Origin of the sequence: Aquimarina brevivitae (assembly GCF_004216895.1) — a bacterium.
GTDB classification, from domain to species: domain Bacteria; phylum Bacteroidota; class Bacteroidia; order Flavobacteriales; family Flavobacteriaceae; genus Aquimarina; species Aquimarina brevivitae.
Window position 1 is genome coordinate 64548 of the sequence record NZ_SGXE01000001.1, and the last position, 14224, is coordinate 78771.

Annotated in this window: 11 protein-coding genes; all 11 read right to left on the minus strand. The window is 36.6% G+C overall.

Annotation, left to right across the window (positions count from 1 at the left end):
• Positions 1–582 carry a Holliday junction branch migration protein RuvA gene (gene ruvA, locus EV197_RS00305; protein ID WP_130284741.1) on the minus strand — a complete coding sequence of 194 codons (582 nt, stop codon included), beginning with the start codon at positions 580–582 and terminating at the stop codon, positions 1–3.
• A 118-nt stretch (positions 583–700) separates the two neighbouring features.
• Positions 701–3010, minus strand: a complete 2310-nt coding sequence (locus tag EV197_RS00310; RefSeq protein ID WP_130284742.1) for an NADP-dependent malic enzyme — start codon at positions 3008–3010, stop codon at positions 701–703.
• Positions 3011–3137: 127 nt separating this feature from the next.
• A complete protein-coding gene (locus EV197_RS00315) occupies positions 3138–5090 on the minus strand; it encodes a trehalase family glycosidase (RefSeq protein WP_242610667.1) in 1953 nt (650 codons plus the stop codon).
• A 110-nt stretch (positions 5091–5200) separates the two neighbouring features.
• Positions 5201–6124, minus strand: a complete 924-nt coding sequence (gene queG / locus EV197_RS00320; RefSeq protein ID WP_130284743.1) for a tRNA epoxyqueuosine(34) reductase QueG — start codon at positions 6122–6124, stop codon at positions 5201–5203.
• Positions 6125–6145: 21 nt separating this feature from the next.
• Positions 6146–7477: a cytochrome P450 gene (locus EV197_RS00325; RefSeq protein WP_130284744.1), complete on the minus strand. Its 1332-nt coding sequence runs from the start codon at positions 7475–7477 to the stop codon at positions 6146–6148.
• A 12-nt stretch (positions 7478–7489) separates the two neighbouring features.
• A complete protein-coding gene (gene ruvB, locus EV197_RS00330) occupies positions 7490–8512 on the minus strand; it encodes a Holliday junction branch migration DNA helicase RuvB (protein WP_130284745.1) in 1023 nt (340 codons plus the stop codon).
• Positions 8513–8670: 158 nt separating this feature from the next.
• A complete protein-coding gene (locus EV197_RS00335) occupies positions 8671–10488 on the minus strand; it encodes a cytochrome c oxidase subunit I (RefSeq protein ID WP_130284746.1) in 1818 nt (605 codons plus the stop codon).
• 44 nt (positions 10489–10532) lie between these two features.
• Positions 10533–11609 (minus strand): cytochrome c oxidase subunit II, encoded by a 1077-nt coding sequence (locus EV197_RS00340; protein ID WP_130284747.1) that lies wholly within the window; start codon positions 11607–11609, stop codon positions 10533–10535.
• 40 nt (positions 11610–11649) lie between these two features.
• Entirely contained in the window at positions 11650–12969 is a 1320-nt protein-coding gene (locus tag EV197_RS00345) for a quinol:cytochrome C oxidoreductase (protein WP_130284748.1), read from the minus strand.
• 37 nt (positions 12970–13006) lie between these two features.
• The gene (locus tag EV197_RS00350; RefSeq protein ID WP_130284749.1) at positions 13007–13681 is read right to left on the minus strand and encodes a c-type cytochrome; all 675 of its coding nucleotides are present in this window, start codon (positions 13679–13681) and stop codon (positions 13007–13009) included.
• Positions 13682–13686: 5 nt separating this feature from the next.
• Complete coding sequence (locus EV197_RS00355) at positions 13687–14220, minus strand: DUF3341 domain-containing protein (RefSeq protein ID WP_130284750.1); 534 nt, start codon at positions 14218–14220, stop codon at positions 13687–13689.
• Between the last annotated feature and the right edge of the window lie 4 nt (positions 14221–14224).

Below are 14224 nucleotides of genomic sequence, written 5' to 3' on the forward strand. Positions count from 1 at the left end.
TTATAAATTTTTTAGTGCTTGTTTAATAATAGTTTCTACTGTTTCTTCGGGGTTAGTTTGTACAATTTTATCTACAGCTTTCTCAGCCTGTTTGCGGTTAAATCCAAGGGTTTCTAAAGCAGATAACGCTTCTTCTTTATTAGTATTGTTTTGAGTAACCGAAACTTCATCAATATCATAGACTTTAAGAATCTTATCTTTTAACTCGATGATAACGCGTTGCGCTGTTTTGGCACCGATTCCTTTAACGGATTGAATTGTGGCTACATCCCCACTGGCGATAGCATTTTTGACCTGATCAGGATGAAGGGAAGAAAGCATTGTTCTTGCTATACTAGCACCTATTCCTGAAATAGAAATTAACAATCGAAACAATTCTCTTTCAAACTTATCCGCAAAACCAAAAAGGGTATGAGAGTCTTCTTTTACCTGTAGGTGGGTGTATAGTTGAATATTCTCGCTATCCGTTAGAGATGAGTAGGTATGTAATGAAATATGAAGTAGATACCCTACTCCGTTAACATCAATAACGACATCCGTAGGATTTTTCTCTACGAGTCTCCCTTTAATGTGTGTGATCATGTATTTGCAATGCGTTAGGTATCCAAATGTAATAAAATTCTGGTATATACATAATTTAAAACAAAAAGCTTTGAAAATTGAGTTTTCAAAGCTTTAGTTATTCTATAAACCTGTATTGTTACAATTCTTTAGACATCATCATATAATCGCGTTCTCTTTTCTCCTTCTGTTGTGCATCAATTACCGCTACTGCTACAATATTAATGATCTCGTCTACACTAGCACCTAATTGAAGAATGTGCACTGGTTTGCGCATTCCCATCATAATTGGACCTATTGATTCTGAGTTATTCAATTCTTTGAGTAGCTTATAATTACTATTGGCTGAATCTAAGTTAGGAAATACCAGTGTGTTCACTTTTTGCCCGTTCAATTTAGAGAAGGGAAACTTCTTTTTGCGCATTTCTCTATTCAAAGCAAAATCTAACTGTAATTCACCATCGACCACCAAGTTAGGGTGATATCGATGCAGATACGCTACCGCATCTCTGACTTTCTTAGAGTTTGGATGTTTTGAAGAACCAAAATTAGCATAAGATACCATAGCCATAACTGGTTTTACACCAAACATCTCCACTGTTCTTGCGGTCATTTGCGCAATCTTAGCCAATTCCTTGGCATCAGGATCGATATTAATAGAAGTATCACTAATGAACAACGGCCCCTTACTGGTAATCATCGCGTTCATTGTGGCGATTCTGGCAGCACCTTTAGCCAAACCAACTAAATCTAACATTGGTTTAACAACGGTTGCATAACTACGAGAGTAACCCGTAACCACAGCGTCTGCGTCACCTTCGTTAACCATCATGGCTGCAAAATAATTGCGTTCTCTTAGCAAACGTTGGGCGTCATATAAAGTGATGCCTTTGCGTTTATGATTTTCCCAATACTTCTTTGCGTAGTAATTTTTATGCTCTGCTTCTTCGTCAGATTTTGGATCAATAATCACAATACCTTCAGCATCAAAATCGAGCTCTTTCATCAGCTCTAGGATCACATCTCTTCTTCCTAACAATATCGGGTGAGCAATACCTTCTTCATTGACGGTTTGAGCTGCCTTTAGTACATCCAAGTGATCTGCTTCGGCGAACACCACTTTTTTAGGATCGGTCTTGGCACGGTTTAATAGCAAACGCACTAGTTTATTGTCATTACCCATGCGTTCTAAAAGCTCGTCCTCATATTTTTCCCAATCGGTAATTGGTTCAGTAGCGACACCACTTTCCATAGCTGCTTTTGCCACTGCTGGAGGCACTTTAGCAATTAATCGAGGGTCAAAAGGTTTTGGAATAATATATTCTCTGCCAAAATTTAATCGAGTTTCTCCATACGCAATATTTACCTGTTCTGGTACAGGCTCTTTTGCCAATTCGGCTAAAGCTTTGACGGCTGCCATTTTCATTTCTTCATTTATAGCCGTTGCTCTGACATCTAGCGCTCCTCTAAAAATAAACGGAAACCCTAATACGTTATTCACCTGATTAGGATTATCACTTCTACCTGTAGCCATTATGATATCCTCTCTGGTATCAATAGCTAAATTATAATCAATTTCGGGATCTGGATTAGCCATGGCAAAAACGATTGGATTAGCAGCCATTGAATTTAGCATCTCTGGCGATACTAAGTTAGCCATGGAGAGTCCAATAAACACATCTGCATCTTTTAAAGCATCTTCCAAGGTTTCTAAATCCCTATCTGTGGCAAATTCGGCCTTTTCTTTGCTTAGATTGTCTCTATCTTTTCTAATGACGCCTTTGCTGTCGGTCATCACAATGTTTTCATCTTTAGCTCCAAATGCCTTATATAATCTGGTACAAGAAACCGCTGCTGCACCTGCACCACTAACCACTATTTTTACTTCTTCAATGTTTTTATCTGCTAATTCTAAGGCATTGAGTAAGGCTGCAGCAGATATGATTGCAGTACCGTGCTGATCATCGTGCATTACAGGGATATCAAGCTCTTCTTTAAGCCTTCTTTCTATTTCAAAAGCTTCTGGTGCTTTAATATCTTCAAGATTAATTCCTCCGAAGGTAGGCGCTATGTTCTTAACCGTTTCAATAAAAGCATCTACATCCTTAGTATCCACTTCAATATCAAAAACATCGATATCAGCAAATATTTTAAACAATAAGCCTTTTCCTTCCATCACCGGTTTAGAAGCCTCAGGACCGATATCACCAAGACCTAATACTGCTGTACCATTAGAAATAACGGCCACCAGATTTCCTTTTGCCGTATAGCGATACGCATTTGCCTTATCCTTTTCAATCTCTAAACAGGGCTCTGCAACCCCTGGGGAATATGCTAAGGAAAGATCTCGTTGACTAGCATATTTTTTAGTTGGAACAACTTTTATTTTACCTGGAGTAGGTTTAGCGTGATACACTAATGCCTCTCTTCTTTTACTTTCTATACTCATACGCATTAAGATAAATGTGCGAAACTAAGATTACAAAGTTACAAGTCTGCATGAGATGCGGAAATTTAAAGTATACTATCTTCAAAAAAATCCATAATCTTGACTATTTCTTTGTTTTTATTTGATTTCATTGCATATTATTTTCCTTAAAGGCTTTTTCTTTAAAAATTATATCAGGATCAATAAGGTTATTTAAATCTTCAATCCTATTTTCATCCAATAGGTGTAGCCCTAATTGATAAGACGCATTCATCCACCCAAACCCACTACTTGTTATATAATCAAAGTCCGTCCCTACATTACCATATTCCGCATATACTTTATGCGTACAGTTTACTACATCATATTTTTCAGGAATTGTACCGTTATACTCTACTGCGTTTTTTGTAATCATCCATAGCCATCTATATATCAATTGCTGAGCCTCCTGTTTATAGCCATAATTTAACAAACCCCTCCACAGTATCATTTGATGCGGTGCCCAACCAAAAGGGTGATCCCACTGTCGCTGTGGTGCGTTGGATGATTCTGAAAACTTTGTGGTCCCAGCCACCCCTCCTTTTTGTACTAAATTTTTAAAAAGATGGTTTACCATCGTTGCTGCTTGTTGCTCTGAACACAAACCAGCCCACAACGGGTAATAGTTAGTAGCTGCTATGACTTCTTCCTGTTGTTGTTTGGTATGGTTATAATCATAAAAGGTGCCTTCTTGCTCGTTCCACATCAGTTCGTTCATTAATTTTTTTCGCTCCTCTGCTTTTTCTTTCCAATATTGAGCATCATATGTGACATCCCGGAACTGAAATGAATTGTCAAAAGCTGTCTCTATGAGATAAGCGATATCCATTTCGTACTTAAATAACAAACTATTCAACCCCACCGTATTAAGATCAGCGCATATGGCTACCAACCTATTTGAGGTGTCATGACCACTCTCTCGCATTGATCTATCGTGGCTAAAGTAACTATCCACTTGGGGTTCCTTAACCTTACCTTTTTGATACTTATTTACAAAATCTTCAATAGTTGTCTGATATGTTAAAGCATACGTTTTTAGTACCTGATTATAGTGACCTTCTTCTGTTTCTGGTGGGATACCTATACCCTGTGCAAAGTACCTGTTTAAGCCATTCTCGGTTTGTCGAATACCCTTTTGCATCCAAACTTTAAAATATTCCATAAGTATTGCCTGTAACTGCTTTTGTAACCAAGACTTGGAAGTATTCGTATTATTTTCATAAATGGCTCTAACCAATGAACTATAAAATGGCGGTTGTGTTCTGGTAAGGTAATAGCTTCTATTAGCATTCAGAATTTTACCATAGTGATTGATCTGATAGGCAAAATTATCAGCCATAGCAATAACCAGATCCTCTCTATGATCTACCAATAATCCCAGGGATTCAAAGTAGCTATCCCAACCATACATTTCATTGAATCTACCTCCAGGAACAACAAAAGGTTTCCCTTTTAACTTACCTTGCGCTATGGTATAGTCTAAATTTAAAATTCCGGGTTTTGAGTTTATACTTTTTACATATTGTGGGGTTATATTTTTTGGCAATTGCACGACAGCAAGCCTGGAGATATTTTCTTGTAATCCGTTAAAGTATTGAAAAGCTTCAGTATCCTTATAAGGAATATAGATTCTCAAGGTATCTACTGTGGATTTGGTATCCTGAAGAACTTTCTCCAAACCTGCTTTATCAATCGATCTTGTCAAGGTATCCCAATACTGGTTAGCTATCAATCTTGAAATTCTAAAGGCTGGTTTTTCGGTTATTCGATCGAGCCTTAATGTATCTATCTCACTACTGATCGCCAATTCTTGTAGTAGATTAGAAAGGTGATATGTACCTTTTATTGTTATTTCAGCACCTGATTTAGTTTTAAACGTAAAAGATTTAGCACCTTTATCCTCCACTGTAATTTTATTATCACCATCTGTATCTTCTTGTTGAAGAAGCGCTTGCATAATCGTTGTATACTTCTTTTGCTCATCATTTCTCGTGGCACAACCAAGACATACAATTAGCAATAATATATAAAGCTTACAGTCATGAAGCTGATATGGTTTCATAATTTCTCCTAAAAAATTAAAATTTTTTGTGCTTAATTACTAAATTAGAATTCAGCTATTTAAAAGATAAAGAGACTTTTTGGAAATTTTGGTAAGAATTGACTTAAAATCTATTTCAGAAACTTAATATTGCGCATCAACCCACTGTACTTTGTCCTTTTTACCGCAGATTTTTTAAATATATCAGCAAACACCTCTTGTGTAAGCTCGATCCAATCTTGTTTATTCATAGTTAGTAAAGCTGGATTTGGATCAAACAAAGGTTCGGAATGTGGTTTGGAGAAACGGTTCCAGGGGCATACATCCTGACAAACATCACAACCAAACATCCAATTATCGAATTTGCCTTGATACTTCGTTGGCAATTCATCACGTAATTCGATGGTAAAGTATGAGATACACTTACTCCCATCAACTACATAAGGTTCGGTTATCGCCTGCGTAGGACAGGCATCAATACAAGCTGTACAAGAACCACAATGATCTGTAACAGGAGTATCGTATGCTAACTCCAAATCTACAATGAGCTCGGCTATAAAATAAAATGACCCAACTTGTTTGGTCAATAAATTACTATTCTTGCCAATCCAACCCAAACCACTCTTGGCTGCCCAGGCTTTGTCTAATACTGGGGCGGAGTCTACAAATGCTCTACCGTGTACTTCACCAATATTTTCTTGTATAAAATGCAGTAACGCTTTAAGCTTGTCCTTAATTACAAAATGATAGTCTTTACCATAGGCATATTTAGAAATCTTAGGAGCTTCCGGATCTTTTTGGGTCTCGGAAGGAAAATAATTTAAGAGTAAAGAAATAACACTCTTACTGCCTTCGACCAACTTTGTAGGATCGAGTCGCTTGTCAAAGTGATTTTCCATATACTGCATCTCCCCGTGCATTCCTTTTTGCAACCAGGCTTCAAGTCTAGGCGCTTCTTCTTCCAAAAACCCAGCTTTGGCAACACCACACGAAAGAAACCCAAGCCGTTTCGCTTCGGATTTAATCAGCACCGTATGCTTTTCAATGGATTTCAATGGTCGCTAGCTTAAGTTTAGTTAAATTGAAACATTTACACGTGGATGAAAAGACAGCTGTGAGCCTTTAGGTTTTAATGTTATCAACGGCTGAATGGCTATGGTATTAGTATTCGTTTTAATTTGATATTTTGAAACCAATGAATTAATAACCATAATCATTTCGTACATCGCAAAATTACTACCTATACACATCCTTGGACCTGCACCAAAAGGAAAGTAATAATCTGCGTGTTTTTTGGCTGTATCAGAAAATCGATCGGGATTGAATTCCTCGGGGTTATCCCAATGATTTAAATGCCGGTGGATTTCAAAAAATGATATCAGAATAGTTGTTCCTTTTTTTATGTGCAGCTCGTTGTACCTGTCATCAGCTATAGCCACACGATCCGAAAAATAGGCAGGTGGATATAACCGCATTGCCTCCTCTATGCAGCTAGCGGTGAATTCAGATTTTTTTATATGCTCCATAGCTCCAAGAGACTCTTTTTTCAGGGCCGACTGCTCTTCGAAGAGCTTTTCTTGAATATCCTGGTGTTGCGCAAGAAGCATTGGTGTAAAGGTGAGTGCATTAGAGGTAGTCTCGTGCCCCGCAGTAAATAATATTAAGATCTCATCAATTAGTTGGTCATTGTCCATATCTGTTCCATCGTCATATCGTGCCTGTAGCAACATGTCTAATAAATCATCGTAATGCTCCTCTGACTTTCTTCTTTCTTCAATTAATTGATGGAGAATGGCTCTTGCTTCTTTAGTGTCTTTTAGCGCACGTCGCACAGTGCCATTTAGATAATACCATATTTTTTTGTAAGGTTGTCTTATTTCTTTGATTAATGTCTTTTGTGCTTTTTCAGTAATTTCTTGCAAACGCTGAATTTCGTTGTCAATCCCTTTATAACTAAACAAGCTTGCTGCGACCACTTTAAAAGCTAAATCACTCATTAATGGATAAATGGCTATGCTTTGATCATTTGGAATTTTTTGCAATTCTTGTTCAATAACTAATTGCATCGTCGAAATTAGCATCTCTAATTTCTTTTTATGAAATGCTGGTTGTATTAACCTTCGTTGCTTTAACCATTTGTCTCCATTAGCAGTTAACAAGCCTTCTCCTATATAACGTGCTAACTCTTTGGACTGCAATGGTGATTTATGGTAATTTCTATGCTGTTGCTGGAGCATGTGTTTTGCTAAACCTGCATCTCTGGTAAAAACAACACTATTGCCAAATCCGAGATTGACTCTGAAAGTATCCCCATGTTTTTCAAAATTACGTTTGTGAAAAGGTAGTGGATTCCTTAAGATATTACCTGCATTTTTAAGTACCTCAAAAAAAGAAACGGTTTGTAGCATCAACTTATATTTTTAGAACAATCCTCCCTGGATACCGCCCTTTAGTTTACCTAAATGTTTATATGCTGCCTCAGTAACTTCTCTGCCCCTAGGCGTTCTTACAATAAATCCTTGTTGTATCAAAAAGGGTTCATAGACTTCTTCAATCGTTTCTGCACTTTCGCTAACTGCAGTTGCCAGTGTAGTTATACCTACAGGCCCACCTTTAAATTTATCTATTAATGTGGTCAGTATTTTATTATCCATTTCATCTAAGCCAAAAGCATCAACATTTAATGCTTTGAGAGCAAATTTTGATATCTCCATATCAATTTTACCATTCCCTTTTATTTGAGCAAAATCTCTTACCCTACGCAACAAGGCATTTGCTATTCTTGGTGTCCCTCGACTTCTACCAGCGATTTCGATTGCCGCTTCCATAGATATGGGCACATTTAATATATATGCACTACGCTGTACAATAGTCGATAACAATTCTGTGGTGTAGTATTGTAACCTACTCTGTATACCAAATCTTGCTCGCATCGGAGCCGTTAATAAACCAGATCGGGTTGTCGCTCCAATGAGTGTAAAAGGATTTAAATTGATTTGCACCGTCCTTGCATTAGGACCACTTTCGATCATAATATCAATTTTGTAATCCTCCATAGCTGAATATAGATATTCCTCTACTATGGGACTTAAACGGTGAATCTCGTCAATAAATAAAACATCACGATCCTCGAGATTGGTTAATAATCCAGCCAAGTCACCAGGTTTATCCAATACCGGACCCGAAGTAACTTTAATATTGACACCTAATTCATTAGACAAAATATGTGCTAAGGTTGTTTTACCTAATCCAGGAGGACCGTGGAATAGTGTATGATCTAAAGCTTCATTACGCATATTAGCCGCTTCTACAAAAATCTGAAGATTTTCTAGCACCTGATCCTGACCTGTAAAATCTTCAAAGGAAAGCGGTCGCAGCGCTTTTTCCATATCCAATTCTTCTCTTGAATAGTTATCGCCAGTAGGGTCTAAGTTTTCATTCATACACAATCCTTTATACCGATTTAATAGTTCCGGTAACTATCATTTTATTATTAAGCTATCTTCTTACAAAGATACTAAAATGAAGATCCCAAAAGCTGTTAATACAAAAAAAGCCCTTTCCATAAGAAAGGGCCTTTATTTATATTCTTAAAAGAATTTTAGTGGTGTAATTCTTCCTCGTCTTCTTGTAAAGGAATGGTTTGAGACACCCAGTCTTGACCAGCGATTACATACTCACCATTATCTTTTGTCTTACTATAATCGTATGGCCATCTGTATACTGAAGGAATTTCTCCTGGCCAGTTTCCGTGGATATGTTCTACTGGAGTAGTCCACTCTAGTGTATTAGAGTTCCAAGGATTTTGCTCTGCCTTCTTACCATAGAACATAGAACGGATAAAGTTATATAAGAATACCAACTGCGCAGCTGCTGTGATCAATGCAAATATTGTTATTAGCACATTAGTATCTGCTAAATCATCGAAGTACGGAAACTCTGTATTTTTATAATAACGTCTTGGTAATCCTGCCATACCTATAAAGTGCATCGGGAAAAATACCCCGTAGGCTCCAATAGCGGTTACCCAGAAATGTACATAGCCTAAATTTTTATCCATCATACGTCCGTACATCTTAGGGAACCAGTGGTACACCCCAGCAAATAATCCATATAATGCAGAAATACCCATTACTAAGTGGAAGTGTGCTACTACGAAATACGTATCGTGCACGTTAATATCAAGTGTACTATCTCCCAGAATAATTCCAGTTAATCCACCTGTGATAAATGTTGATACTAAACCAATCGAAAATAGCATAGCTGGATTCAGTTGCAAGTTACCTTTCCATAAGGTCGTGATGTAATTAAAAGCCTTTACACCAGATGGTATAGCAATTAATAAGGTTGTAAATGTAAATACCGAACCTAAGAATGGGTTCATCCCTGAAATAAACATATGGTGACCCCAAACAATTGTTGATAAAAAGGCAATCGCTAAAATTGAAGCAACCATCGCACGATAACCAAATATCGGCTTTCTTGCGTTTGTAGCAATAATTTCAGAGGTTATTCCCAAAGCAGGTAATAATACGATATATACCTCAGGGTGACCTAAGAACCAAAACAAATGCTCAAATAATACCGGTGATCCACCTTGATTGTGTAATACCTCGCCCTGGATAAATATGTCACTTAAATAAAATGAAGTTCCAAAACTTCTATCCATAATTAGTAACAACGCGGCAGATAATAGAACCGGGAATGAAATGATACCGATAATCGCAGTTACGAAAAACGCCCAGATCGTTAAAGGAAGTCTTGTCATAGACATTCCTTTTGTTCTTAGGTTTATTACAGTAACTACGTAGTTCAAAGATCCTAGTAAAGAGGATGCGATAAATATCGCCATAGAAACTAACCAAAGTGTCATCCCTGTACCAGAACCTCCTATAGCCTGTGGTAAGGCACTAAGTGGTGGATATATGGTCCAACCTGCAGAAGCTGGTCCAGCCTCAACAAATAAAGAAATAACCATAATTACACTACTTAAAAAGAATAGCCAGTAGGAAACCATGTTAAGGAATCCTGAAGCCATATCTCTTGCTCCAATTTGCAATGGAATTAATAAGTTACTAAAAGTACCACTAAGTCCTGCTGTAAGAACAAAAAATACCATAATAGTACCATGTATGGTAACTAATGCCAGATAAATACTTGGATCCATAACACCATCTTCACCGAATTTTCCTAAGAAAATTTCGAAGGCAGTAAATTTATGGTCTGGCCATGCTAACTGTAACCTAAATAAAAGGGACATAGCAATTCCAATTATACCCATTATAAGACCGGTAACTAAGTATTGCTTAGAGATCATTTTATGATCCTGGCTAAAAATATACTTTGTTATAAAGGTCTCTTTATGATGATGTCCGTGATCGTCGTGCGCGTGATCATCTGCATGTGCTATTGCTGACATATCTTTAGTTATTTTTTAATTATATAATTTTTCTTTTTCTTTTTTTAATTACTTGCCTGAGCTGACATCTGCTCACCAAAAGTTTGTTGTTCCTTTAACCAAGCATTATAGTCCTCTTCTGGCTCAACCACAATTTTCATTTGCATATTGTAGTGTGAAGCTCCACAGATTTTATTACATAGTAAGTAGTAATCAAACTCATAAGTTTCTAATCCCTCATCACCGGCAGCAATTAAGGCTTTACTTTTTTCTCTTCGTATATCATTGATTGTGGCTACTTTCTCTACCATAAACTCAGAGTTTCTCATCTCCTCTGTTGTTTTGGTTGGTGTATATGAGAATTCGGTAATCATACCTGGCACTACGTTCATCTGTGCTCTAAAGAATGGCATATACGCAGAATGTAATACATCCTGAGAACGCATTTTGAAAATTACTTTTCTATTTACTGGCAAATGCAGTTCATTAACAATTTTATCATCTTTTCCGTACGAATCAGACACATCTACTCCTAAGGTATTCACACCTTCGATGAAACGAACATTAGCCTTACCTAATACATTATCTTCACCGCCATATCTAGCTCTCCAGTCAAACTGGTAAGCGTATAACTCAATTATTAAAGGATCACCGTCTTCTTCGTCTATATTCATAATATCTGACCAAGTGAACAAACCATAAATAATTAATGCAGATAATACAATTACTGGGATGATCGTCCAAACAAACTCAAGCTTATCATTATCCGCAAAAAACAATGCCTTATTGGTTGATTTACCTCTGTATTTAAACGTAAAATAGTGTAATAATCCTTGTGTAATTATTTGGGTAATCATAATAATTACTAAAGAAATTAACATCAGTTGATCATACTCTACACCATGCTTCGAAGCCGATTCAGGTAGAAAGAATGAATTGTATGCAGAAAAGCAATATATGGTTAACACGTAAATAAAGATTACGAAACCAAGCATTAGTTTACCTTGAGTATCATTGTCTTTATCATTTGCCACTTGAGAAGTATCAACATTTTTTAATTGTGATAACTTAAGAATCTTAGACATTTGCCAAAATGTGATCCCAACAAGTGCTACAACTATTATAGTTAATAATACAGTCATTTTTATCTATCTTCTATTTTAATTCTATTCTATCTATTGTTTAGTAATGGTAATGCTTACTTTCTTCAATGTAAGGATTACCTTTAGCTAATAACGGTGCTTTAGTTAAAGCTCTAAATACTATGAAAAGGAATAACCCTAAAAATAATAACACAGCACTAATCTCGCTTAAACCAATAAACCAAGATTCTCCTACTGTGGCAGGCATCACCATATTAAAGATATCAATATAGTGTCCGCAAAGAATAATAACACCAGCCATTACCACAAACCAGTTAATGCGTTTAAAGTCACTATTCATTAATACTAATAATGGAAATATAAAGTTCATTACTAGCATACCGAAGAATGGCAGTTTATAGTCTTCAATTCTTGTTATAAAGTAAGTTACCTCCTCTGGAATGTTTGAATACCAAATAAGCATAAACTGCGAGAACCATAAGTATGTCCAGAAAATACTTATCCCGAACATAAACTTAGCTAAATCGTGAATGTGACTATTATTTACAAACTCCAAATATCCTTTAGATTTTAAGTAGATCGTCATCAATGCTATCACTGTGATTCCTGAAACGAATAAACTAGCAAAAACATACCATCCAAATAAAGTACTGAACCAGTGTGGATCGAAACTCATAATCCAATCCCAAGACATCATCGATTCTGTGTAAATAAAGAACACTAAGAAACCTGCAGATATCTTGAAACTTTTCTTATACCATTTATTACCTGTTGGTTCTTCGTCTTGCTTTCTAGAAAACTTTACCGCAAAGTGACGATATAATATCCAACCTCCTAAAAAGATTAATGCTCTAATAATAAATCCTGTTCCATTTAACCACCCAGATTTACCTTGAATAAGTTCATCGTGTTTTACCACCTCTGGGTCAGCCCAAACAAATAAGTGATTAATGTGGAATCCAGACAATGCAAGTATTACAAACATAATGATACCTCCAGGTACCAAATAAGCCGTAATCGCTTCCATTACTCTAAATAATACTGGTGACCAACCTGCTTGTGCTGCAAATTGAATAGCATAAAAAGCCAATACTCCTAACGCTATCATAAAAAAGAAAAACGCAGCAATATATAAAGAAGCCCAAGGTTTATTTTGCAACTGATGCAAAATATGCTCATAATGTGCATCTCCACCATGCTCTTCTTTAGCATCATGTGAGTTATCATCATGTGTTTTAACCTCTGCATGACCACCACCGTGATCATCATGAGAAGCTAGCTGTTGTTTTACATCTTCTATAGAATCAGGAGATGTAGCAAAACCAGCCATTAAGCCCACTGCTCCTACAACCATACATATGATTGAAAATAATCTAAGTCTATTGGATAGCGTATACATATTTTTATCTAATATCGTTTTTCTGTCTTCGTCTTAATTATTCGTTAGTTGTTTCCTCAGCTTCTTCGGCAACTGCTACTTCTGGATCCGCATTCACTGCAGGTATCATATCAGAAGGCGCATCACTTTCATCCAGCTTATCAACTCTTGGTGCTTTACCATCTAATTCGGCTTTTAGCTTTTCAACATAAGCCACTATCTGCCAACGCTCTTCAATACTTGTTTGAGATGCGTAAGAACCCATAGAATTAATACCATAATACATTACGTGATAAATACTTCCTTCAGTAATGGCTCTACCCGCATCATTGTATGCCGGAACACCCAGTATTTTTTCTCTTTGCACAAGAATACCTTGTCCATCTCCTTTTGCACCGTGGCAAACTGCGCAATAAATATCATATAATGCTTTACCTTCTGCTAAATTTTCTTCGGTGTATGCAATTGGATTCTTCAATGAATCTTTTGCAGTTTGATAACCTTTGTTAGAATTCTCAAAATCATAAGGCATCCATCCTCTAGGAACTGATCCCTCTACTGGCAATTTAGCCTCTTGATCGTTTTCGAACACATTATATTCCCCATATGTTTCATATCCTACAGATTCGTACATATTAGGCATATATTGATAGTTTGGCTTTCTCTTATCCTGGCAGGATAAAAGCGTAAAAACCATCATTGTTACTGTTACTATTTTTAGCGTATTCTTCATTATTACTAATGGTTATCCTTTTCAACGATTTTTATTTCTACTGCACCTGTGTCACCTAAGAAACTAGTCAATTTTTCAACATCATGATTTGCAACATCAACTTCCATCAAAAAGTGATCATCGGTTGTTCTTACATCAGGATTTTCTGCTTTTTTAAAAGGCCATAACCTACTTCTCATATAGAAGGTGATTACCATTAAGTGCGCCGCAAAAAATACCGTAAGTTCAAACATAATAGGAACGAAGGCAGGCATATTTTCTAAGAAACTAAAACTTGGCTTACCACCAATATTTTGTGGCCAATCTTCGATCATAATGTAATTCATCATAGCAATGGCTACTGATAGTCCAACACAGCCATACATAAATGCTGTGATTGCTAGTCGTGTGTGTGGAAGTCCCATAGCCTTATCCAATCCGTGAACCGGAAAAGGAGTAAAAACTTCTTCTATATGATAACGCTCTGAACGCACTTTTTTAACAGCGTCCATTAAAACATCATCATCTGTATATAAAGCATGTATAACCCTTGATGCCATACTA